Consider the following 24,851-nt stretch of genomic DNA (forward strand, 5'->3'; position numbering starts at 1 on the left):
TACTATTTTGTATCTGCTAGAAATTCATCCACAATTTCTTGGAATGCATTTTCAAATACTTCGATGGGCTGCGCACCTTGCAGTAAGTACTTTCCGTTCATAATAATGGATGGAACTGACTGAATCCCCAAATGTCGATAATGCTCTTCCATTTCGCGTACTTCTTGGCCATATTGACCTGAGTTAATTATTTCAAGTGCTTGTAATGGGTCTAAATCTGCCCGTTCCACTGCCGCGCAAAGCTTATAAGGATCCTCTAAATCTTCATTCCGACAAAAGCACGTCTCTAACAACTCTCTTTTTAATCGATATTGGGCTACGTATCCATGTTCCTCTAAAGCCCAATGCAACAAGCGATGACAAGTAAAAGTGTTATAAATCATCGGCCTAATTTCATCATTAAAATCAAATCCAGCTAAGCGAGCATGTTCCCGAATTTTAATTTGATTGATTTTTATATCATGGGCCGATGAGCCATATTTCTCGGACAAATGCTCGATTGTATTCATCCCACCTTTTGGCACATTTGGATTTAATTCAAATGGTCTGAAAAATATCTCTACTTCAGCTTGATCGCCAACATTCAGTGCTGCTTGTTCAAGATGTCCAAGGCCAACCGCGCACCATGGGCAAGCGACATCTGAAACGAAATCTACGTGAATTTTTACTATCATGAATATATTATCTAATGAATTAAATACTAAAAAAAATTACTTAAACCTCATACTACAACAACCTTGATATTTATTACTACGTTCGGACCACTAACGATGATTTTGCCACAAGATCCAAAAAATGATCTACATCACCACCATTAACTTCTTTAATTATTGTGACCACGGTAGCCATTGCTGCAAAACACAGCTTTAATTGATCTAAATTCATTGCCAGAGAGCAATCTAACCATCTTCGCTTCTTGATTTGAGAGTTGATCGAATGGGCGACATCCTTCTTACTTTAGGACGAGTAATAGACCAACAAGAATGTAATTAGTCACCATTGGTAAACTATTGCGAATACAAAAGCATTTTTTTTAACAATTAGAGAAGAACCTACAATTACAAAGTCTACTTTAATACCAGCCTAAAAACAGTTTCAGACCATGTAATAATGATTCTTCAAACTTTTTAAAACGCCTTGTAGTTTGTTCTTAATTCCTGAAATTCAGATTAAGATTGATTGCTCACAGATTAAAAAAAAATGAATATTACTCTCATCTCATCTATTTTCTTGTTTTATGGAATCTTGTCTCTTGCTTATGCAGGTGTGTTATTTCAATTCATTAGTAAAACTAAAGATTCTGCTATTACTTTCTGGGCTTTTGGTGCTTTATTGATGGGTATTGCTACGATTTTTACGATATTCCGAACTGAATCGAATTTATCATTAGCCTATCTCCTTTCAAATGGCCTCGCATTTAATGCCTATATCTTCTTCGCTATCGGACTCCAACAGATTGAGGGTAATGAAAGTAAATTCAAACATAAGGTAATTTACTCGATTGGATATCTTTTACTATATTGCAGTGCTTTAAGTTTTATTGGCTTGTATTTCAGTAAAACCTATCAAACAATTTGTGTATCAACTCTTGTATTCACGATATATTTATATTGTGGCTACATCTGTATTAGGATTAATCGAAAAAATCCTAATTTACACATAAAAATACTAGCTGTCACGGCTTTCTTAAGCTCCTTAGTTTGGGCTTTTAGAATTATATTTGCACCCTTTGGAATATCTGCGAGTGCCTTTGATACGAACATGATCAATTCACTTATTTTTATTTGCATATTTGTTTTGGGTATCTTTTGGTATTTTACTTTTAGTGCTTTTCTCTATTCGCAAGCAAGTAAAGCTGAGCAAGTAGCACTTAACCGCTTTGAAGGAATGGCAACAACTTTGCCGTGCGCCCTTTATGAATTCGTGCTTTTTCCCGATTACTCTAGTCAATTCACGTACATTAGCCCTTCCATTAAGGATATTCTTGGACACGACGCTGAGTCAATTATGGCGGACTCGTCCCTGATCATCGAACAAATTCATCCAGATGATCAAGAACACTTTTGGAAGACCAATTTAGAAGCGTATTACTCTGGTAATACTTTTTTAATTGAAACTAGGTTAATCGTGGCAGATGGTTCAGTTAAATGGATTCAAGTTTCTTCTTCACCAAGAGGCGAGGACTTTAAAAATGTTCCCTGGAGCGGGTATATTATTGACATCACAAATCGAAAACAGTTTGAGATGAAGGCTAAAACTGTTGATTCATTAACCTTGTTAAATGAAGAAACGTCAAGGCTCTTAAAAGAAAAAGAACAACTTGTTGTTAGTTTGCTCAGGGCGAACAAAACATCGGTAACTGGCGCTCTAGCGGCATCAATTGCGCATGAATTAAATCAACCAATCGGTGCGTCGAATTTAAATATACAATTTTTACAAAAAAAGCTGAATCAAAATGAACTAGACCCTGAGCTGACTAGTAAGGTTCTAGCCCTATTGGCTAGGGATAATGACCGAGCAGGTACTATTATTCAATCACTACGATCTATTTTTCTAGAGACTTACACGAAAAACGCATTAATTAACTTTGATAATGTTCTTCAGTCAGTCCTTTCGATCATCATGCCAGAAGCTAATAAGAAAGAGATTTCTATAAATATTGATGTTGAACCTAAGATACAAGTATCGATGAATGAAGTTGAATTGAATCAAATTTTATTAAATCTTCTGACTAACGCGATTAGAGAGTTATCCAATTCTGATGTCACACATAAAGAAATACTCATCAAAGGGACTCAGACTTCTACCGAAAACATGACTAGTATCTCAATTTCAGATAGTGGGAGAGGGATTAGTGCAGACCGACATCACAATTTATTTGAATTATTAAGTAATGAAAAAAATATCGGGATGGGAATTGGTCTATGGCTGTGCAAATACATTGTTACAAAAAATGATGGAAAAATAGTTTATGAGAGAAGTGACATGGGCGGCGCTAAATTTACTCTCTCCATACCTAATAAAATATTAACTCCACGTCTTTTTAAAACGAATAATCCCTAGGGACAATAGCGTAAGATTTTTTTAAACGTTATATTAAAATCTTTGAGAATTGTTATAAATGAAAACTTTGGGATACATCTATCTTATCGATGATGATGAGGCAATAAGAGACTCTTTAACCCTGACCTTAACGGACATGGGTTACGAGGTTTTCAGCTTTTCTAAAGCAAGTTTGTTTCTAGATGCATTTCCAATTGAGTCGCCGGCAGTCATTTTGTTAGATATGCAAATGCCAGAAATGTCTGGGCTAGAATTGCAAGAGAAACTACTCCAAAAAGGTAAAACGACACCAATCATTTTTATAAGCGGTCAAAGTCATCAAAAGCAAATAATTGATGTTTTTAGAAATGGTGCAAAAGATTTTATTTTAAAACCTTTTAGTGATCAACAGTTATTAAGTCCAATTAAATTGGCGATTGAAGCAGATCGTCAATCACAGAATTCACTCGATGAAAAAAATAGGATTCAAAATTTATACGCCCTATTAACCCCAAAGGAAAAAGAGGTTTGTGATTTACTGGTAAAAGTTCCTTTAAGTAAAGAGGTTGCGCAGATTTTAAATATTTCTGAATCTACCGTAAAGATACATAAATCGAGAGTAATGCAAAAAATGGCGGTTACTTCTTTACAACATTTGACAGCCAACTATCTTGAGGCGCGTCTTGGATCTTTTATTTCAAAGGACTTAACTTCCCACATATCTTTCAAAAGCGATTGGCGCAAAAAGCTAGAGTCGATTGCAGACAATGATTCAATCAATGCTGAACTAGTCAAAGAGATGTTAAGTCACTCAGAATTCCAATTCTTGTCGACTATCACTGCACTTGCTAAGGCACGGGATAACGAAACGGGAAATCACATTGTCCGCACCCAACACTATGTCAACTTACTAGCTATACGTTTACGAAAAAATGGGCGTTACCTTCATGAACTTTCAGATAGCTTTGTTAAGTCATTAGTTAAAGCAGCGCCGTTGCATGATATTGGTAAGGTGGGTATTCCAGATAAAATATTGTTAAAGAAAGGCTCACTCACTGAAACTGAGTGGACCATTATGAAAACACACACATTAATTGGAGAATCCATATTACAATCCGGCGACATCGAAAATGATGATGCCCAGTCTGATGTAATCACAAAAGCGATTAAGATTGCTGGAGGTCATCACGAAAAATGGGACGGAACTGGCTATCCCCGAGGCTTAGCTGGTGAATCTATTCCGCTTGAAGCTAGGATTATGATGCTAGCTGATGTTTATGATGCCTTAGTCAGCAAACGTGTTTATAAGAAAGCATGGACTCACGAGGACGCAGTTGAAGAAATCAAGCGTGAAAAAGGGACTCGTTTCGACCCGTTAATCGTTGATGCCTTTATTGATGAATTGGAAACATTTCGGGCAATTGCTTTAACTTATGGTGATCAATAATTCATCCCGTTATTTCAATATTAATTATTCGCTTTGATACGACAATTCATTTCTACTTCTCCCAAATAAAGATTTCTTTTCAGTAAACATAGCAGGCTATATTAGCTTAGCGATCTTTAAAAGATAGGCCGAAGCTAATTCTTGTAATGACCTTCCAGCTTTTTAACCTACTTCACCTAAGCACTAAATTAGTACCCAAATACGTCTTGAGTTATCTAACACTTATTCATAGCTTAATATTCTAATAAATAGCCTGATGACTCCGTTAGGAGATTAAAATGAAGATGAATTAATTAAGCGAATCACCGAAAAATAGGTTATAAAATTTCAATGAATAATCCTTCACAGCAAGTTCATTCCAGCATAGATCAAATTGATCAATTTGAATGGCCATTCAAAGATACAAGTCACGTGCCTTTTGAGGTGTACACAAATCTAGAGATTTACAAAGAAGAATTAAATCGTTTTTATTATAAAAATCATTGGTGTTATGTTGGCTTAGAAGCTGAGATCCCCAATGCAGGAGACTTTAAAAGAACAGTGATTGGCGAGCGCTCTGTCATTTTAGTTCGCGGTCAAAATTCAGAAATTTATGTCGTTGAAAATGTCTGCGCCCATCGTGGTATGCAGTTTTGTCGTGAAAGCCATGGCAATAAAAAAGAATTTGTTTGTCCTTACCATCAATGGAACTATAGTTTAAAAGGTGATTTACAGGGTGTCCCCTTTCGTAGAGGGGTAAAAAAAGATGGTCAAGTTCAAGGTGGCATGCCAAAAGAGTTTAATCCGAGTGAGAATCATTTAACGCAGTTAAAAGTCGCTACTCGGGGTGGTGTCGTTTTTGCCAGCTTTGATCACGAAATCGAATCCCTTGAAGAATTTTTGGGTGAAGACATGCTGACGTACTTCGATCGTCTATTTGATGGGCGAGAACTCACGATTTTGGGCTATAACCGTCAAAAAATTCCGGGGAACTGGAAATTGATGCAAGAAAATATTAAAGACCCCTATCACCCTGGTTTATTACATACTTGGTTTGTCACTTACGGATTATGGCGTGCAGATAATGAATCAAAATTACTAATGGACAAACATCATCGTCATGCGGCGATGATTTCACGCAGGGGTAATGCCGGTGTTAAGTCCCAAGAAGTAACAGCGGGTGTAACAACCTTTAAAGATACCATGCAAATCCAAGATAAACGTTTAATTGATATCGTAGAAGAGCCTTGGTGGAATGGTCCAACAGCAGTCATGCTGACCCTCTTTCCCTCTGTCATTATTCAACAGCAAGTCAATAGTGTTTCAACTCGTCATATTCAACCGAATGGGCATGGCTCTTTCGACTTTGTTTGGACGCATTTCGGTTTTAAAGACGATAGCGAAGAAATGACGCAACGACGCCTCATACAAGCTAATCTCTTTGGCCCAGCGGGATTTGTATCAGCGGATGATGGTGAAGTTATTGAACTCTCTCAAAAAGGCTTTGAACAAAAACCGAGCCACCGAGCTTTAGTTCAATTAGGCGGATACAGCGTTGAAAATACGGATCACATGGTTACTGAAACACTGATTCGCGGCATGTATCAATATTGGCGCAAAGTGATGGAGAAATAAATGGATCAAGATAATTTACTTTTAAAAATTATTCATTTGAATGCGCAATACGCAAGTGTGGTGAACCAAGCAAATTGGCAAGCATGGATGGACCTCTTTGTAGAGGATTGCTCTTATAAAATTCAACCTAGAGAAAACTTTGATCGTCAAATGCCATTATGTACTTTAGCTCTATTATCCAAAGGGATGCTAAAGGACCGTGTCTACGGTATTACGAATACCCTCTATCATGACCCATACTACCAAAGGCACATCATTGGTTTACCCCTGATTTTAAAGGCCACTGAGGAGCAGATTTTTTGTGAGACGAACTATGCCGTTTTTAGAACCAAGTTCAGTGAAACAACGGAAGTCATGAATGTGGGGCGATACATTGATGTACTGGTTTTTGAAAATCAGCAATTAAAAATTAAATCCAGAAATTGCGTCTTTGATTCAGAAATGATTTCTAATTCGATTATCTATCCGATATAAACTGGAATTAAATTCCTAAGTATTTGGATAGATCGGCATGCTGAAAAACTTCTTGGGAATTCCCTTGCAAAACCACTTGTCCTTTTTGTAAAACTAAAGCCCGGTCAGAATGTTGAAGCACTTTGCGCCAGTCACGGTCGACAATTAAAGTTGCAATGCCACTTCCGCGGATTTCTTTAATTACACGCCAAATTTCAGCAACAATCAAGGGCGCTAGCCCCTCAGTTGCCTCATCTAAAATCAATAACTCCGGATGTGTCATCAGTGCACGACTGATGGATAGCATTTGTTGCTCCCCCCCAGACAACTGATCACCTAAATTAGATAATCGTTCTGCTAACCGAGGAAATGTACTAAGAACGCGGTCTAAAGTCCAATCCATTTCACCATGACGACCGGGTCTTGAGGCCATTAATAGGTTTTCTTTAACCGTCAAATTACCGAAAATTCCCCGCCCTTCTGGAACATAGGCAACGCCGAGTCTGGCAACTTGATAAGGTTGCATCTGCATGGCATCCACACCGCGAATAGCAATATGTCCTTCACGTTGGGCAACGTGGCCAAGTAATGTTCTAATAAGGGTACTTTTCCCCATACCATTCTTACCGAGAAGTCCAATCGTCTCCTTACTCTGAATATGTAAATCAATGCCATGTAGCACATGACTAGAGCCATACCAAGCATGAATATCACGCGCATCTAATAAATGATTCAAGCTTCCTCCCCTAAATAAGCGACTTTTACATCCTTATTTTCTTTGACCTCAGCAGCTGTTCCGTGGGCTATCACAGAACCGTTGACCATTACCGTAATCACGTCAGCCACTTTAAAAATAGCATCCATATCATGCTCAACCAGTAGAATTGCATGGTCTTTTCTAATCTCCATGAGGAAACTCAACATTCTATCGGTTTCATCCGCTCCCATTCCCGCCAAAGGCTCATCAAGTAATAAGACTTGGGGATTGGTTGCAAGGCACATCGCCACTTCTAACTGACGCTTTTGACCATGAGAAATTACCCCAGATGGCCGATGCATAATATGCTCTAAACCGGTTTTTTGAATCACGAACATCGCTTGTTCAGTACTTAGCTTACAGGATGTTCCATCCTGCCAAAATTTCCAGGGCTGTTGATAGTTTGCTTGTGCCGACAAACGACAATTTTCAAAAACGGTTAACTCGTTAAAAATCGTATTTCTTTGATAACTCTTGCCCAAACCTAAACGAGCTCGCTCATGTTGCGCAGAGTTAGTAACATCTTTTCCTAGCAATTCGACTCGACCATCAGATAGCTCAATTTCTCCAGAAAGCAAATTGATTAAGGTTGATTTACCAGCCCCGTTAGTACCAATTACAGCATGAATCTGCCCCTTTAAAAGTTCAATATTCACGCCATTAACAGCCACTAAACCACCCCACCGCCTTGTAAGATTAGTCCCTCTTAAAACGATATCTTGATTATGAGTTGTCATCATTAATGTCCACTTCCTGAAGAGCTAACTTGATCATTATCATCGGGAGTTTCGGCTGTTTTACCAACGAGTTTGTTTTGCCAAAGACTAGGCAGACCAATCAAACCCTTCGGTAATAAGGCTACACAGAGAATGATTGCGATCCCAAGTCCCAAATGCCAATGCTTCGTAAATACCCCAAATATTGCCTCAGATCTAAAGAACTCTTCTAATAAGTTATAGGCAAATGCCCCGATAAGAGCACCCCTTAAATGGCCAAGGCCACCAAGAATAATCATGATGAGGACCGCTCCTGACTGATGCCAGCTTAATAACTCAGGGTTGACATAGCCATCTTTTACAGCAAATAAGAAACCAGCTAAACCAGCAATCGCTCCAGAAATTACAAAAGCAGCTAGTTTATAAAAATAAGTGTTGTACCCGGTGGCCTTCATCCTTTGTTCATTTAATTTAATTCCAAGCAGGGCCCTACCAAAGCGAGACCTTGTAATTAAACCCAATAGTCCCAAAACACTAAACAAGATGAAAACAGTAAACAAATAAAAATTTAAGGAACTATTCAACGAGATATTTCCAGGGAGATTTGGCTTGACGTATAAATAAATACCATCAGTACCTCCACCGATTGGGGTATCGTGAATCACATAGTAAGCCATTTGGGCAAAGGCCAAAGTGACCATAATAAAATATACGCCTTTAGTTCTTAAGGATAAAGCTCCTACAAATAACGCATAGAGTGCTGCTAATAAAACACTAATGGGAAGTAAAAAAGCTACTAAAGGCTGAGCAACATCCGTAGAAAAAATGACCGTCGCATAGGCGCCAATTCCAAAAAAAGCTGCTTGTCCAAAACAAACTAATCCGGTCCTGCCCACCAACAACTCAAGACTCAAAGCAAAAATGCCGAAAATAATTGTCTTTGTCATCCAATCAATACCATAATCACCTCCAAACAAAGGGATTGCAGCAAAAGAAAGAAGTAAACACCCCAAGAAAATAACTGGATATTTTTTCATGAGCCCGCCTTAAAAAGCCCACTTGGCTTCCAAAGAAGAATGACAGCCATCAAGATATAAACTAAAACACCCGCTATTTGAGGAAGAAAGACCTTCCCAAAGGTATCAACAAAACCAATCAATAACGCAGCAACAAAGGCTCCTTTAATTGAACCGATACCACCAATGACAACCACCACAAAACAAATAATTAAAATCCCTTGCCCCATACCTGGATAGACTGAAGAAACTGGAGCAGCAACCATCCCAGCAAATGCAGCGATTGCCACACCTGAAGCAAAAACCACTCTATATAAAAATTGAATGTTGATACCTAGGGACTGAGTCATTTCACGGTTTACACTTCCGGCGCGAATCATCATGCCAAGCTTGGTACGTGTCAAGACGATATACATCCCAACCGCGAGAAGTAAACACATACCGGAGATAAATACGCGGTAAGTTGGATAGGTCATAACATCATTGAGTTGAATACTACCTGATAGCCAATCAGGCATCTGAACGCCATGTACATCATCGCCCACCAAAATGCTTCGGACTTCTTCAAAAACCAATATCAAACCGTATGTCATTAATACTTGTTGAAGATGATCGCGTTGATAGAGATAACTATAAAAAGCCCACTCTAGAAAATATCCTAATAGGATGGATACAACTAAACCAAATAACATCGTAGTAATGAAACCACCGCCAAACATCCCCGTAACAATCGGAGCAAGTCCATAGGCTAAATAGGCACCAATCATGTAGAAGCTACCATGAGCCAAATTGATAACCCCCATAATACCGAAAATGAGGGTTAAGCCAGCGGCCAATAAAAATAATAGTAAACCGTACTGGACAGAGTTCAGCGTTTGAATCAAGAAAGTAAAGAAGTCCATAAATCCTTCAATAATTACATATTGCAGCCACGGCCAGGATCAGCTAATGCTTTTGACGCGATACCAATCGATTTATTTTCTTTACCTTGAACTTCGCGTAAATAAAAATCTTGAATTGGATTATGTGCTTTAGATAACTTAAACGGACCACGTGGACTATCAATTGTTGCGGCAGTAACTGCTTTGGCAAAATCATCTTTCTTCGAAACATCACCAGCAGTTGCATTTAAACCAATCGCTAACATCTGGGCCGCATCGTAACCTTGAACAGCATAAACATCCGGCTGTAATTTAAACTCTTTGGCATAAGCTAAGCGAAATGCATTGTCACGCTTTGTATTGAGACCATCAGCATAATGAAGGGAAGTCAACATGCCTTTTGCAGAATCTCCCTGAGCGTCCAAAGTACCATCCGTTAAGAATCCTGCGCCGTAGAGTGGAATTGTTTTATTTAAACCAGCAGCAGCATAATCTTTCACAAACTTCACTGCACCAGCTCCAGCAAAGAAAGAATAAACAACATCAGGTTTAGCTGCAGCAATTTCGGTCAGAAGCGCTTGAAACTCTACGTTTGGAAATGGTAAGTTCAATTCTTTCGTAACTTTACCGCCACCCTTTTCAAATGACTCTTTGAAACCCTTAACTGACTCGTCACCAGCGGCGTACTTCCAAGTAATGGTCATGGCATTTTTTAAGCCCTTTTTAGCAGCTACCTCACCCATCGCATAGCCAGGCTGACTATTTGAAAAAGAACTTCTAAAAATATTTTTTGCACACATTGGGCCAGTGATGATATCAGCTCCGGCATTAGGGATAATTAACAACGTACCTGACTCCTTAGCTACCTTAGCCATCGCCATTGCAACTCCAGAATGAACCGTTCCGATAACAACATCCACATTATCTCGTTTGATAAGTTTATTGATATTGTCAGTTGCTTTTGAGGGCTCTGATTCATCATCAACACGAACATAAGTAATTTCACGACCACCGATTTTGCCACCTTGCTCTTTCACATACAATTGAAAGCCATTATCGATCGCATTTCCTAGGGAAGCAAAAGTACCACTGTAAGGTAACATCATGCCAACCTTCAGCTTTGGTGCATTTTGTGCTTGAGCAGCACCCAAACTTAAGGCCAAAATGATATTTGTGGCCAACAAACTAACTTTAATTAATTTCATATCTAATCTCCGGATGATTATAAAAATACAACTTAAATTGCAGCTACTTGTGATACTAAAAATTCTTTTATTCCATCAACAACAATTATAGGTTGGTCTCGATGTGGGGAATGACCACAATCTGGTATTTTGAGCAAAGTCGTATTAGGAACACGCTCTTTAATCCCATCAATTTGTACCATCGTGCCATACGGATCATCAAATCCTTGAATTGCTAAAACAGGACATTGAATTGAAGATATCTCATTGGTAATATCCCAATTTTTAAATTCAGAATCAAGCCAAATATCATTCCAACCCCAAAATGCAGAATCAACATCCTGATGATATCTTGCTAATTTTTGTTTCAAATCCCCTTTCAAATACTGCTCTTTGGCTTCTTTGATACTTGAGATAGTAAGATTTTCCACAAAAATATGTGGAGCTAGGACAATAATCCCTTTAACTAGAAAGGGCTTATTCACCGCAGCTAATAGGGCAATGGAGCCTCCATCACTATGACCAAGTATCCATACAGGAGATTGCACATGCAAACTCTCTAAAAATATTGGCAAAACATCAATCGCTTGTTGATGCATAAAATCAATTTGCCAATATTCTTTGGTTGGTCTTGGAGTGGACCAACCATAACCTGGTCTTGAATAAACTAAACCCCTATATCCTAAGGTCTCGCACAAAGTTTTAGGAAAATCTCTCCATAAAGCAATGGAACCTAAGCCTTCGTGCAAAAACAGGAGGATGGGAGCTTCCTTTTGCGTTTCATTCAACCACTGATATTCAATATCAATCGATTGATTTTTCCAGATGATTTGAGTCGTTTGCATATCAAGTCAATAAGTTAATTAAGAAACTGCTTTTTCTTGATCCCTTAATTTAAAGCGCTGGATTTTTCCAGTAGCAGTTTTCGGGAGTTCAGTTACAAAATCAATGATTCTTGGGTATTTATAAGGTGCTAATTTATCCTTTACAAAAGCTTGTAACTCTTCTTTTGAAACTTGTTGATTTTCTTTTAAGACCACAAAAGCTTTCGTTTTGACAAGGCCAGTCTCATCGTGAACGCCTATGACTGCACTCTCTAAAACTGCTGGGTGTTGTACCAAGGTACCTTCCACTTCAAAAGGTGAAACATAGATACCGCTAATTTTCAACATATCGTCATTACGTCCAGAATAGGTGTAATAACCTTCTTCATCCTTGACGTACTTATCGCCACTCTTCGTCCAGCCTCCTTGGAAGGTTTCGCGTGATTTCTCACGGTTATTCCAATACATTGTGGCAGAACTTGGCCCCTTAATATATAAATCACCTATTTCTCCAACGGGAACTGGTAATCCATCTTCCCCTCGAATTTCTAACTCATAACCAGCAACAGGCTTGCCAGATGTACCATATTTCACGTCACCAGGTCGATTCGATAAAAAGATATGTAGCATTTCGGTCGAGCCGAGACCATCAATAATTTCACAGCCAAAATGATTTGTCCAACGCTCCCCAATTTCTTTGGGTAAAGCCTCACCAGCCGACGAACACATTCTTAAAGCGACTTGGTTTTTTGCTGGTAATTCTGAGCTTGCTAACATGCCACTGTATCCGGTTGGTGCGCCAAAGAAGATCGTTGGCTTTAACTCCGTAAACCTTTTAAAAACTTCATTAGGGGTTGCACGCCCACCCATTAAAACAGTCGTTGCACCAACACTTAGAGGAAAACTCAATCCATTACCTAAACCATAAGCAAAAAATAATTTTGCCGCAGAAAAACAAATATCGTTTTCTTGTATATCTAAAATAGGCGTGGCATACAATTTTGCAGTCCAATATGGATTTGCATGGGTATGAACAGTTCCTTTTGGCCTACCCGTAGATCCAGAAGAATACAACCAAAATCCAGGATCATCTGGTGCTGTTTTAGCAGATTCCATTATTTTTGGATTTGCGACAAAATCAGAAAAATTAAGGACTTTAATTTCGGGATGAGACTTCTGAAACATCTCTAAATGCTGATGCTCAATTCTCGGCACAATGATGGACCGAACTTCGCATTGAGTATTTTTTTTGACAATATCGAGGGCTTCAATTAATACAGGAATCAGATTATCAGAAACAAAAACGGCTTGAGAGCGGCTGTTTTCAAGCATGAAAGAATAGTCTTGTGCCGTCAATAAGGTATTTACGGCAACTGGCACGATGCCAGCATACATAGAGCCTAAAAAGCTAATTGGCCACTCATTACAATCCAACATTAGTAATAGCACACGCTCTTCTCTTCTGATGCCACTTGTAAGTAAGGCACTACCAAATTTCTTCATTTGATCGAATAAATCACCGTAAGTGAGTGATCCATGATCATCAATATAAGCGACCTTATTCAAACGATTTAAATTTGTATCATGGATAAACTGGGCAAAATTAAATTGAGTGCCTAAGAATTCCTGATGATTCGTTAATGACATATAAACTCCTCAAATCTTATAAATGATTCAGTAAATTAGGGTGTGCTTGAACCCCTACTTTTCGATGATAAAAATAAAGTGCTCTGATTCCTCCTAACTCCTCACCACCACCAGATCTACCGGGACCACCGTGAATTGTTTGTGGCATCACATTGCCATGACCTGTTTGAGAAAGAGTTTCTGAACTAATAATATGAACCCGTCCATGCATCGCTGCGACAGATAAAGTTGCCGCTACTAGACTTTCGTGCTGGTCCCCGTACAACGATACAACTAAAGATCCTTGACCTCGAGCAATCAATTCTTGAGCTTGAGCAGAATCGCGATAAGCAATTAAAGTCGCTACAGGTCCAAATACCTCTAATTCATGGACTTCTTTTACGGAATCCGCTAATTCAGCATTTTTAATACCAAACAATACGGGAGCTACGCAACAGGAATCTAGATTTGCATCTACGAATGGCGATTGATTGGCATCAAACAGAATCTCCGCGACTGCTGATAAATCTTGAATACCTTTTAAAACCGAATGTTTTTGCTCAATACTCACGAGAGACCCCATTCTCACGGAGGGGTTACTAGGATTACCAACGACTGTTTTAGCAAGCCTTGCAGATAAAGCGGTTGATACCTGTTCAAAAAGATGTTCAGGGACAAAAATTCGACGAATAGCCGTACATTTTTGGCCTGATTTAACCGTCATTTCACGGCAAACTTCTTTGATGAATAGATCAAAAATTACATCATCAGCTTTTACATCTGCCATTAACCAAGCAGAATTTAAACTGTCCGCTTCGATATTGATACGCACTGAAGATTCAGTAATCGCAGAGTGAGAACGGATTAATTTTGCCGTCTGGGCAGAGCCGGTAAAAGAAACCATATCAAAAGGCTCCAAATGATCTAATAAACCTGCTGAACTGCCACAAATCAAAGACAGTGCGCCAGCAGGTAAAATTTTGGCTGAAATAATATCTTTTACAATCTCATGGGTAAGCCACGCTGTTGAACTGGCTGGTTTTACGATGACTGGCACACCCGATAGAATCGCGGGGCCCATTTTTTCTAAAAATCCCCAAGTCGGAAAATTAAATGCGTTGATGAATAATGCCACGCCTGGGAGGGGTACATAAAGATGTTGCGAAGCAAAACTTTGATCTTTCGCTAGACTGACCTGACTATCATCTAACAGGAAATTGTTGGTTCCTAAGGAATCCCCTAATTTCGCATAATAGCCCAATGTAAAAATTCCACCCTCGACATCAACTGCTGAATCATTTTTTACAGTACCACTATTTTTTTCAGAAATTTCGTAATACTTTTCTTTGTTTTCATTTAAAACACCAATAATTTGCTTCAGTAAACTTGCACGACTCTGATAATTCAATAAGCTCAACTGAGATCTACCAATATCTCGGGCATGTTTAAAAGCAGCAGCAAGATCTAGACCCGTAGAGTCAACTCGGACAAGTTCTTCACCAGAAATCGGATTTTTTAATACGATTCCTTGACCCGTACCATTGACCCATTGGTCATTGACATAATTTGCTAACAATGTAGTCATCTTATTTTTTCTCTGTGAATTGGATTTGACCTTCGGGAAGCAAATAAAGTACTAATGCTTTACCATTTGTAACTGTGGGAGCATGAGCACTACCGGCAGGTGTAACCATCCAACCAGCCGCATGCTCATCAAATAATGCTTCACCATCGATTGGCATAATTAGGTCAATCTCCCCCAAAGGATGAACATGGTACGGTCCAGCTATATTTTCCATTTCTACTACATCAACCGAAAAACTTGCTAAATCATCAGCAGGTTTAAAAATTCGACCATAACGAATTCCTCCCCCTTCGCGATTGCACAACCAAGCCTCCTCAACGCCAGTAATACAAAGTTTTTTTGTTTCCTGATACCAAACAGAATTAACTCCAAAATTTTGATTGAGCCATAATTCCAAATCGCTATCTAATTTACGAATGCCTATCAATTGAGTAATAGTGGAAAGGTTTTTTCTAAATTCACCTTGGTGGATCTCTATCAGATTTAATGTATTCATTTCATTTCACTTGAAAATTAATTTAATATGAATTATTGTGCATAAAGAACTTTAATTCTTAAAATTTGATAAGTCAAGCACTATAATTCACCTTCAAGGGTAAATACTGATAAAATAAACTATGACTGATTTAATTATTCAAGACAATATCGCCTTAAAAGCACTCGGAGAGCGTGTTTCCTCGATTCGATCCAGAAGAGGAATGACCCGCAAGGCCCTAGCCCAATCATCTGGCGTCTCAGAAAGACATCTAGCCAACTTAGAATACGGTAAAGGTAACGCCTCTTTTCTAGTATTAACGCAAATTGCCGAGGCAATGCAATGCACGATGGCGGAGATTATTGGTGACCCAACCACCTCATCCTCTGAGTGGTTGCTGCTGAGAGATTTACTGCTAAATCAAGATGAAAGTTCTTTGAAAAGAATTAGATTATTAATTCTTAATCAATTCAGCCAAAATGAAACCACCACAAAAAGCTTTAACTCAAGTGTTGCTTTAATTGGCTTACGTGGTGCTGGAAAATCGACTCTAGGCTATATGCTAGCTGAAGATTTAGGCTTTCAGTTTGTTGAGTTAAGTCGCGAAATTGAAAAATTTGCTGGTTGTAGTATTGCAGAAATTCAAGGTTTATATGGCGTCAATGCATATCGTAAATACGAACGTAGAGCCCTAGAGGAAACGATTCAAATTTATCCAGAAGCTGTCATTGCAACTCCAGGCGGCATCGTTTCTGATCCGGCAAGCTTTAACCTATTACTCAATCACTGTACAACTATTTGGTTACAAGCAAGCCCTGAAGACCATATGGAGCGAGTCAGAAAACAAGGTGATTTACGCCCAATGGCTGACAATAAAGAAGCGATGGAAGATTTAAAGAAAATCTTAGTTGGTCGCGCATCTTTTTATTCTCAAGCGCAATTTCAACTTAATACAAGCCAACAACCTCTTGAAGAAAGCTGCCAATTACTGATCAAAATTGTTCGTGGCGCACTAAATCTATAAATATTTTAAAAATATGCACAAAAGTGCTTGACAATTAAACTTCATGCATTATTATTCATCATATGCTCGTATGATTTTGTTTATTTTGAATAAGGGGACCTTACATGAACACTGCTTTATCCGTAGATTATCAAATCAATCCATCTCAATACCAACACTGGAAATTATCAGTTGATGGTTCATTCGCAACGATCACTGCAGATTTCAATGAGAACGGTGGATTAAGACCTGGCTATAAGTTAAAACTCAACAGTTATGACCTCGGTGTAGATATCGAGCTGAATGATGTAGTTAACAGAATTCGTTTTGAACACCCGCAAGTCAAAACCGTCATTATGACCAGTGGCAAAGATAAAGTTTTTTGCTCAGGAGCAAATATTTTCATGTTAGGCGTTTCAAGTCACTCATGGAAAGTGAACTTCTGTAAGTTCACAAATGAGACAAGAAACGGTTTAGAAGATTCATCTACTCACAGTGGCTTGAAATTTTTAGCTGCTGTGAATGGCGCTTGTGCTGGTGGTGGCTATGAATTAGCTTTAGCCTGTGATGAGATCGTGTTAATTGATGACAGATCAAGTGCTGTGAGTTTGCCAGAAGTTCCCCTGCTCGGTGTATTGCCTGGAACTGGCGGGCTAACACGCGTTACAGATAAGCGTCATGTGCGTCATGATTTAGCAGATATTTTCTGCACAACTAGCGAAGGTGTTCGTGGCCAAAAAGCAAAAGACTGGAGACTAGTTGATGAGATCGCAAAACCAGCCGTTTTCTTGGAAACCGTTAAGCAAAGAGCTGCAGAGCTAGCAAAAAAGAGTATTCGCCCAGATGTAGCTACTGGTGTTGAGTTAATTGCACTAGATAGAACAGTGGAAGCAGACGCACTTAAGTACAAATATGTAACGGTAGAAATTGATCGTGCAAAACGTGTTGCCACTTTCACAGTTAAAGCACCTAATGGCAATCAACCCACTGATGTTGCTGGAATTGAAGCTGCAGGTTCAAACTGGTATCCACTCATGATGGCTCGTGAATTAGAAGATGCTATTTTAATGATGCGCACCAATGAGCTGGATGTTGGCGTTTGGATTATCAAGACCTTGGGTAATCATGATGATGTTAAGGCAATGGATGCCACCTTGGTAAGTAATCAAGATCATTGGCTAGTCAGAGAAACCATCGGTTTACTCAGAAGAACCTTAAGTCGTCTTGACGTTTCATCCAGAAGCTTATTTGCCTTAATTGATGAAGGATCATGTTTCAATGGCACCTTCCTAGAACTGGCCCTAACTTGCGATCGTATTTATCATCTAATCTTACCGGATGACATGGATACAACTCCAAAAATCATGGTGAATGATGTTAATTTTGGAACCTATCCAATGATTACAAATCAAAGTCGCTTGGGTCGTCGCTTTTATGACGAAGAACCAGCATTAAATGCAGTTCGCTCAAAAGCGGGTCAACTACTCGATGCCGATCAAGCTAGTGAAATTGGTTTGAATACCATGAATCCAGACGATATTGATTGGCATGATGAAGTTCGGATTGCTCTTGAAGAACGTTTATCTATGTCACCTGACTCCCTTACAGGACTTGAGGCAAACCTCAGATTTAATGGACCAGAAAATATGTTTACCAGAATTTTTGGACGCCTCACTGCTTGGCAAAACTGGATTTTTCAAAGACCTAACGCAGTCGGCGATAAAGGCGCTTTAAAGGTCTATGGCAAAGGCGAGAAAGCGCAATTTGATTGGAACCGTGTTTAATTAATTAATGTAACTAACCTTCGGAGATAACTATGAGCAGCATTAACTACAACGAAAAAATTCCTAATAATGTGAATTTAAGTGAAGATCGCACCTTACAACGTGCGCTGGAACAATGGCAACCCAATTACATCAATTGGTGGAACGACATGGGACCAGATCACTCTGGTAACTTTGATGTGTATTTAAGAACTGCTGTTAGCGTCGACCCTCAGGGTTGGGCTCAGTTTGGCCATGTCAAAATGCCTGATTATCGTTGGGGTATTTTCTTAAATCCTGGTGACGCTGACAGAAAAATTCACTTCGGCGATCATAAAGGTGAAAAAGTTTGGCAAGATGTTCCTGGTGAATACCGCGCAAATTTGAGAAGAATTATTGTGACTCAAGGTGATACTGAACCAGCTTCTGTAGAACAACAGCGTCACTTGGGTTTAACTGCACCAAGCCAATATGATTTGCGTAATTTATTCCAAATTAACGTCGAAGAAGGACGTCATTTATGGGCTATGGTGTACTTGTTACACAAATATTTTGGTCGTGATGGGCGTGAAGAAGGCGAAGCATTATTACAACGTAGAAGCGGTCAAGAAGATAACCCAAGAATTTTAGAAGCATTTAATGAGGAAACTCCTGATTGGCTCAGCTTCTTTATGTTCACCTATTTTACAGATCGCGATGGTAAATTTCAGTTATGCGCTTTAGCTGAGTCAAGTTTCGATCCGCTTGCACGCACAACAAAATTTATGCTGACGGAAGAAGCGCACCATATGTTTGTTGGGGAAAGTGGTATTTCACGCGTAATTAACCGTACTTGCCAAGTAATGAATGAATTAAAAACTGATGATCCAGTGAAGCTTCGTGCAGCAGGAGTAATCGATTTGCAAACCATTCAACGTTATCTCAACTTCCATTTCAGTGTAACCATTGACTTGTTTGGAGCCGATGAATCTAGTAATGCCGCAACTTTCTATTCAACTGGCTTAAAAGGTCGTTACGAAGAAGGCAAGCGTATGGATGACCATAGCCTCAAAAATGATTCATACAGAATTTTGCATGCAAGTAATGGCAACCTAGTCGAAAAAGAAGTACCGTTGTTAAACGCCTTAAATGAAGTTCTACGTGACGACTATATTAAAGATAGCGTTGGTGGTATTGAGCGTTGGAATAAAGTGATTGAAAAAGCAGGTATTCCATTCCGTTTGAAAGTTCCTCATAAAGCATTCCATAGAAATATTGGTGCCCTCTCAGGCATTAAGGTTTCACCCGCAGGTCAAATGATTTCTGAAAACGAATGGCAAGCACGTAAAAACGAGTGGTTACCAACCCCCGAAGATCGCGCATTTGTAGCAAGCTTAATGGGTCGCTGTGTTGAACCTGGTAAATTTGCAAACTGGATTGCTCCACCTGTAATGGGCGTAAATCGTCAACCCGTTGACTTTGAATATGTGCGTTTTAATTAACGTTTCATAAAAAAGAGAGCACTAGAGGTGCTCTCTTTTAGAATGTAAACATACTTTATTAATTTTATTAAAAACAACTTTACTTATGTCCACAGAAATCATCGACCAACACCTGATTGATCCCGAAATTTGTATTCGTTGCAACACTTGTGAGGCAACCTGTCCAGTCGGCGCAATCACGCATGACTCCAGAAACTACGTAGTGGATGCGGACATTTGTAATCTGTGTATGGCATGCGTGCCACCATGCCCAACGGGTTCAATCGATAACTGGCGAAAAATTCCTAAAGCAAGAGCGTATAGCATCGAAGAGCAACTCGTTTGGGATGAACTCCCAGAAACCTTATCAGAAGATGCCTTATTGGACTTGGATTCTTCAGAATCAACATTATCCAATTCATCAGTATCCATGGAACAAAAAGAGAGTTCCGCTGATCAAAGCAAAAATACATCTCAACAGCATATTAAACCGGCTCATTTCGGTTCCACTATTCCACCATGGTCTGCAGCCCATCCCTATGTCAATTTATATGGACCAAAATCTGCGATAAAAACCGTAAAAGCGACCGTCGTAGGTAATTTTAGAGTTACTGAAGTTGGTTCCGATTACGATACACATCATATTGTTTTAGATTTTAATGACACACCATTCCCGGTTTTAGAGGGCCAATCGATTGGTATTATCCCTCCAGGCACAGATGCTCAAGGAAAACCCCATCATGCCCGACAATATTCCATTGCAAGTCCTCGAAATGGTGAAAGACCCGGATATAACAACCTATCTTTAACGATTAAACGCGTCTTAGAAGATCATTCTGGCAATCCTGTTAAAGGCGTTGCTTCCAATTTCATGTGTGATTCAAAAATTGGTGATGAAGTAGAAGTAATTGGACCATTTGGTGCGAGTTTCTTAATGCCGAATCATCCTGAATCCAATATCATTATGATCTGCACTGGTACAGGTAGTGCTCCAATGAGAGCAATGACGGAATGGCGCAGAAGATTAACTCAATCTGGTAAATTTAAAAATGGTCAACTGATGCTATTTTTCGGTGCTAGAACTCAATCTGAGCTCCCCTATTTTGGCCCCTTACAAAATTTACCAAAAGACTTTATAGATATTAATTTAGCTTTTTCTAGAACTCCTAATGAGCCTAAAAAATATGTCCAAGATGCGATGATAGAAAGGGCTAAGGATGTAGCATCACTGCTTAAAAACCCGAATACCTATGTTTATGTTTGTGGTCTTAAAGCGATGGAAGATGGCGTTATGAAGGCTTTAGAGGAAATTATCGAAAAGGATGGATTAAACTGGAACGAATTCGGTAATCAACTCAAATCTACAGGTCGATTACATTTAGAAACTTATTAGTCCCAACCAAGCTTTAAAAAGCGGGTTCCTTTGAAAAATACGATGAAAAAATACACTACTTTAATTCTAAAAGACAGAGCACCGGGAGTGCTCGAAATTGAGATGTCCCGTCCCGAGGTTTTTAATGCCTTTGACGAAACAATGATTGTAGAAATGAAAGAGGCATTCGCATTCGCAAATAACTCAGCAGAAATTCGTGTGATTGTTTTATCCGGCACAGGCAAACATTTTAGTGCTGGCGCAGATCTTCAGTGGATGAAAAGAGCGAGCACTGCTTCTGAGGAATGGAACCTCGAGGATGCACGCAAATTCGCAAAGATGTTAAGTTGCATTGATCAATCGGCAAAACCGGTAGTTGCACGTATTCAAGGAGCCGCTCTTGGTGGGGGATTTGGCTTAGCTTGTGTGTGTGATATTGCGATTGCGGCTGAACAAGCAAGTTTTGCCATTAGTGAGGCTAAATTTGGTATCCTGCCATCTGCTATCGGACCCTACGTAATTAATACTATAGGTAAACGTCAAGCAAGAAGACTCGCTCTGACTACCATGAAAATTTCCGCTAATGATGCTCTCAAAATCAACTTAGTTCACGAAGTAACCACCTTAGATCAATTAGATGCGGTAGTCGATCAGAATGTAACTATGTTGCTAGCTAGTAGCCCAAATGCCATCAAAGAAATCAAGCAATTATTTGGCCAGTTAGCACACGGTCCAGTAACGCCTGAAGTGATTGAACTCACTGCCAAAACAATTAGTCGTGTCAGAGGTACTGAAGAGGCAAAGGAGGGATTTGATGCCTTCTTAAATAAACGACCAGCAAATTGGATTCCAAAGCCATGATTGAAATATCCAATGGAAAAATCTTAGTCATTGGTGCTGGCATTATGGGCACAGGTATTGCACAAGTCGCAGCGCAAGCGGGTCATCAAGTTGCTTTGTTTGATGCCAAGGATGGAGCAAATACAAAAGCAATTGAATCTTTAAGCAAAAGCCTTGAGAACTTAGTCTCTCGAGGTAAGATGTCCGCTGAAAAAATGCAACACACCTTACAAAATATTCAGCCAATTGACCATTTATCCAAGGCACAAGATGCCATCTTAGTCATCGAAGCCATCGTTGAAAAACTAGAGGTGAAGAGAGCCCTTTTTCAAGAGTTAGAGTCCGTGGTGAGCAAAGATTGCATTTTAGCGACGAATACCTCCTCTATCTCAGTAACCGCTATTGCCAACGGTATGCAACACCCACAAAGACTTGTTGGTATGCATTTTTTCAATCCAGTACCTGTCATGAAGTTGGTTGAAGTCGTCAGCGGTTTACAAACCGATCCTGCCATAGCAAACGCCATTTTTGGTCTCGCACAAGCTTGGTCAAAAGTACCCGTGCATACCAAATCCACACCAGGATTTATTGTGAATCGTATCGCGCGCCCCTTTTATGCTGAGGCCCTTAGCCTGTTACAAGAGCAAGTCGCTAGTCCTTTTGAGATTGATAGTTGTTTAAAGTCAGCAGGCTTTAAGATGGGTCCTTGTGAACTGATGGATCTAATTGGACATGATACGAACTTTTCTGTCACCTCCAGTGTTTATGAAGCGAATTTTTTCGATAAGCGCTTCACACCTTCATTAGTTCAAAAAGAATTAGTGGACGGTGGGCTGTTCGGCAGAAAATCTGGTAAAGGTTTTTACGATTATTCAAGCGATGCAGTCAAGCCTAACATCGTTACGCCAGATCCAAAGCCACTCCCCTCTAAAGTAAAAGTGGTACTACATGGTGCTCAACCATTAATTAGTTTCTTCAGTGAGCAATTAGAGGCCATCAATTTAAAATTTGAATTCGATGAAGAAAGTGATTGGTCAGGAATTTCTTATAACCAAATTGAAATTCGCATCACAGATGGATTGATGGCTACAGAAATGGACCATAACGCGGTGCTCCTTGATCAATCCTTTGCACCTTACGCAGGGATGCATCTAGCATGGACTCATTCCACAACTGCCTCTAAAGAATTAATGAAATCTGTTGAAAATTTCTTAATTAATTTAGGAATTCAGCCTATCAAGGTGATTGACTCACCAGGTCTCATCGTTGCGAGAACGATTGCTATGTTAATTAACGAAGCATGTGACGCTGTCAATCAGGGTGTTTGTACTGAAGAAGCAGTGAATCAAGCGATGCGCCTTGGGGTTAATTATCCTCAGGGTCCATTCGATTGGTTAGAACAATGGTCGGCGGCGGATGTTGCCTTTTTATTAGATAGCATGGATGATTTTTATCGCGGTGAAAGATATCGCGTAAGTCCAATGCTACGAAGAAAATCTTGTGAGGATTTACTGAATGAGTGAAATTTTAGAAATTTGCCCTAATTTACGAGCAGAAATTTTACCCAATGGGGTTGCTGAATTAATTATTGGTCCAGTTGGTGGTATGCCTATGACCGATGAGGTGATGCACGCCGCTTTAGGAACGGTATTTACGAAACTCAACCAACATCCATCAGTTCGTGCAATTCTGATTCGTAGTGAAGGTAAGGGATTTTGTGCTGGGGGATCTTTCTCGGTAGTAGAAGAAATGATCAACTCTCAAGATGCTAGACTTCGGGTTCTAAGAGAAGCAAGAGAACTAGTACAGAGCATGATTGATTGTGACGTACCCATTATTTCAGCTATCAACGGTGCAGCGGTTGGTGCTGGGGCAGCTTTAGCATTACTTGCCGATATTTCAATTGCTGGTACTAAAGCGAAAATTATTGATGGTCATACCAAATTAGGTGTAACTGCCGGGGACCATGCAGCAGTCATTTGGCCGCTACTTTGTGGGATGGCAAAAGCGAAATATCACTTATTGATGTGTAATACGATTGACGGTGTAGAAGCTGAACGGATTGGACTCGTGAGCCTTGCGGTTCCTGATGAAGAGTTACTAAGTAAAGCCCGGGAAATCGCCACTACTTTAGCTAGTGGTAGCCCTTCTGCTTTAGCCTTTACTAAGCGCTCTCTCAATCATTGGTTAAGAGCAGCTTGGCCCGCTTTTGAACACTCTTTAACCCTCGAAATCCTTGGCTTTGCTGGGAATGATGCGAAAATAGGCCTCAAAGCTATTCAAGAAAAAAGAGCGCCAGAATTTAGTAAAGTAAAAATTTAATGAAATTTACTGACTTTCATAAAGACCAAGTTTTAAAAACCAGTGCTTATAAAGTGACTGAAGAAGAAATTATTCAGTTTGCCAAGGCGTATGACCCGCAATGGTTTCATACAAATATTGAAGCCGCTAAAACGGGTCCTTTTCAAGGTCTTATTGGTAGTGGTTGGATGACTTGTGGCATTGCCATGCGTTTAGTTGCAAATGAAATCTTACAAGGATCAGAATCCAGTGGCTCACCAGGCTTGTCCTACTTACGTTGGCCAGCACCTGTCAGGCCTGATGATGAATTAATGGTTCAAACAACTGTACTCGACCACAGATACTCCACTAGCAAACCCCATGTAGGGATATTGAAATGGCGTTGGCAAGTATTTAATCAATCCCATATTGAAGTGTTGGACCTTGAGGCTATAAGTTTTTTTGATACCTCGATGAAAATTATTCCGCCTAGCGAATAATTCTCATCGAAGC

Annotated in this window: 22 protein-coding genes; 12 read left to right on the plus strand and 10 right to left on the minus strand. The window is 39.5% G+C overall.

Annotated elements, in window-relative coordinates; all coding sequences use genetic code 11:
* Positions 1-2: 2 nt before the first annotated feature.
* Entirely contained in the window at positions 3-674 is a 672-nt protein-coding gene (locus tag AOC35_RS06000) for a DsbA family oxidoreductase (protein WP_108646233.1), read from the minus strand.
* A gap of 526 nt (positions 675-1,200) precedes the next feature.
* Here AOC35_RS06000 and AOC35_RS06005 point away from each other — a divergent pair.
* The 4 genes from AOC35_RS06005 (at position 1,201) to AOC35_RS06020 (ending at position 6,577) form a co-directional block, all read left to right on the plus strand.
* Positions 1,201-3,063, plus strand: a complete 1,863-nt coding sequence (locus AOC35_RS06005; protein WP_108646234.1) for a sensor histidine kinase — start codon at positions 1,201-1,203, stop codon at positions 3,061-3,063.
* 58 nt (positions 3,064-3,121) lie between these two features.
* Positions 3,122-4,489, plus strand: a complete 1,368-nt coding sequence (locus tag AOC35_RS06010; protein ID WP_108646235.1) for an HD domain-containing phosphohydrolase — start codon at positions 3,122-3,124, stop codon at positions 4,487-4,489.
* Between the two features lie 330 nt (positions 4,490-4,819).
* A complete protein-coding gene (locus AOC35_RS06015; protein WP_108646236.1) occupies positions 4,820-6,103 on the plus strand; it encodes an aromatic ring-hydroxylating dioxygenase subunit alpha in 1,284 nt (427 codons plus the stop codon).
* Positions 6,104-6,577: an aromatic-ring-hydroxylating dioxygenase subunit beta gene (locus AOC35_RS06020; protein ID WP_108646237.1), complete on the plus strand. Its 474-nt coding sequence runs from the start codon at positions 6,104-6,106 to the stop codon at positions 6,575-6,577.
* A 7-nt stretch (positions 6,578-6,584) separates the two neighbouring features.
* Here AOC35_RS06020 and AOC35_RS06025 read toward each other — a convergent pair whose 3' ends face one another.
* Genes AOC35_RS06025 through AOC35_RS06065 form a run of 9 tightly spaced genes read right to left on the minus strand, consistent with a single transcriptional unit; the run spans position 6,585 to position 15,641 of the window.
* Entirely contained in the window at positions 6,585-7,292 is a 708-nt protein-coding gene (locus AOC35_RS06025; RefSeq protein ID WP_108646238.1) for an ABC transporter ATP-binding protein, read from the minus strand.
* Entirely contained in the window at positions 7,289-8,050 is a 762-nt protein-coding gene (locus AOC35_RS06030) for an ABC transporter ATP-binding protein (RefSeq protein WP_108648737.1), read from the minus strand. The genes AOC35_RS06025 and AOC35_RS06030 overlap by 4 nt, the downstream gene beginning before the upstream one ends.
* 2 nt (positions 8,051-8,052) lie before the next feature.
* Complete coding sequence (locus AOC35_RS06035; protein ID WP_108646239.1) at positions 8,053-9,066, minus strand: branched-chain amino acid ABC transporter permease; 1,014 nt, start codon at positions 9,064-9,066, stop codon at positions 8,053-8,055.
* On the minus strand, positions 9,063-9,947 hold the full coding sequence (locus AOC35_RS06040; protein ID WP_108646240.1) for a branched-chain amino acid ABC transporter permease: 885 nt from the start codon (positions 9,945-9,947) through the stop codon (positions 9,063-9,065). The genes AOC35_RS06035 and AOC35_RS06040 overlap by 4 nt, the downstream gene beginning before the upstream one ends.
* A 14-nt stretch (positions 9,948-9,961) precedes the next feature.
* Positions 9,962-11,131 (minus strand): ABC transporter substrate-binding protein, encoded by a 1,170-nt coding sequence (locus AOC35_RS06045; protein ID WP_108646241.1) that lies wholly within the window; start codon positions 11,129-11,131, stop codon positions 9,962-9,964.
* Positions 11,132-11,163: 32 nt separating this feature from the next.
* A complete protein-coding gene (locus AOC35_RS06050) occupies positions 11,164-11,955 on the minus strand; it encodes an alpha/beta fold hydrolase (protein WP_108646242.1) in 792 nt (263 codons plus the stop codon).
* Positions 11,956-11,973: 18 nt separating this feature from the next.
* Positions 11,974-13,581 carry a benzoate-CoA ligase family protein gene (locus AOC35_RS06055; RefSeq protein ID WP_108646243.1) on the minus strand — a complete coding sequence of 536 codons (1,608 nt, stop codon included), beginning with the start codon at positions 13,579-13,581 and terminating at the stop codon, positions 11,974-11,976.
* Between the two features lie 16 nt (positions 13,582-13,597).
* Positions 13,598-15,145 (minus strand): 3,4-dehydroadipyl-CoA semialdehyde dehydrogenase, encoded by a 1,548-nt coding sequence (locus AOC35_RS06060; protein WP_108646244.1) that lies wholly within the window; start codon positions 15,143-15,145, stop codon positions 13,598-13,600.
* Between the two features lies 1 nt (position 15,146).
* Complete coding sequence (locus AOC35_RS06065; RefSeq protein ID WP_211307485.1) at positions 15,147-15,641, minus strand: 4-hydroxylaminobenzoate lyase; 495 nt, start codon at positions 15,639-15,641, stop codon at positions 15,147-15,149.
* A gap of 121 nt (positions 15,642-15,762) precedes the next feature.
* Here AOC35_RS06065 and AOC35_RS06070 point away from each other — a divergent pair, with 121 nt between their 5' ends.
* From AOC35_RS06070 to AOC35_RS06105, 8 genes are all read left to right on the plus strand, one after another.
* On the plus strand, positions 15,763-16,644 hold the full coding sequence (locus AOC35_RS06070) for a helix-turn-helix transcriptional regulator (protein WP_108646245.1): 882 nt from the start codon (positions 15,763-15,765) through the stop codon (positions 16,642-16,644).
* Between the two features lie 104 nt (positions 16,645-16,748).
* Positions 16,749-18,407 carry a 2,3-epoxybenzoyl-CoA dihydrolase gene (boxC, locus tag AOC35_RS06075; protein WP_108646246.1) on the plus strand — a complete coding sequence of 553 codons (1,659 nt, stop codon included), beginning with the start codon at positions 16,749-16,751 and terminating at the stop codon, positions 18,405-18,407.
* Between the two features lie 32 nt (positions 18,408-18,439).
* On the plus strand, positions 18,440-19,867 hold the full coding sequence (gene boxB / locus AOC35_RS06080; protein ID WP_108646247.1) for a benzoyl-CoA 2,3-epoxidase subunit BoxB: 1,428 nt from the start codon (positions 18,440-18,442) through the stop codon (positions 19,865-19,867).
* 85 nt (positions 19,868-19,952) lie between these two features.
* Positions 19,953-21,239: a benzoyl-CoA 2,3-epoxidase subunit BoxA gene (gene boxA, locus AOC35_RS06085; RefSeq protein ID WP_108646248.1), complete on the plus strand. Its 1,287-nt coding sequence runs from the start codon at positions 19,953-19,955 to the stop codon at positions 21,237-21,239.
* Between the two features lie 42 nt (positions 21,240-21,281).
* Positions 21,282-22,079, plus strand: a complete 798-nt coding sequence (locus tag AOC35_RS06090) for an enoyl-CoA hydratase-related protein (RefSeq protein ID WP_108646249.1) — start codon at positions 21,282-21,284, stop codon at positions 22,077-22,079.
* Positions 22,076-23,581: a 3-hydroxyacyl-CoA dehydrogenase gene (locus tag AOC35_RS06095; protein ID WP_108648739.1), complete on the plus strand. Its 1,506-nt coding sequence runs from the start codon at positions 22,076-22,078 to the stop codon at positions 23,579-23,581. The genes AOC35_RS06090 and AOC35_RS06095 overlap by 4 nt, the downstream gene beginning before the upstream one ends.
* A complete protein-coding gene (locus AOC35_RS06100) occupies positions 23,574-24,380 on the plus strand; it encodes an enoyl-CoA hydratase/isomerase family protein (RefSeq protein ID WP_108646250.1) in 807 nt (268 codons plus the stop codon). Before AOC35_RS06095 ends, AOC35_RS06100 begins: the two co-directional genes overlap by 8 nt.
* Positions 24,380-24,838: a MaoC family dehydratase gene (locus tag AOC35_RS06105; protein WP_108646251.1), complete on the plus strand. Its 459-nt coding sequence runs from the start codon at positions 24,380-24,382 to the stop codon at positions 24,836-24,838. Before AOC35_RS06100 ends, AOC35_RS06105 begins: the two co-directional genes overlap by 1 nt.
* Positions 24,839-24,851: the final 13 nt, after the last annotated feature.

This window comes from Polynucleobacter rarus, assembly GCF_003072505.1.
GTDB classification, from domain to species: Bacteria; Pseudomonadota; Gammaproteobacteria; order Burkholderiales; family Burkholderiaceae; genus Polynucleobacter; species Polynucleobacter rarus.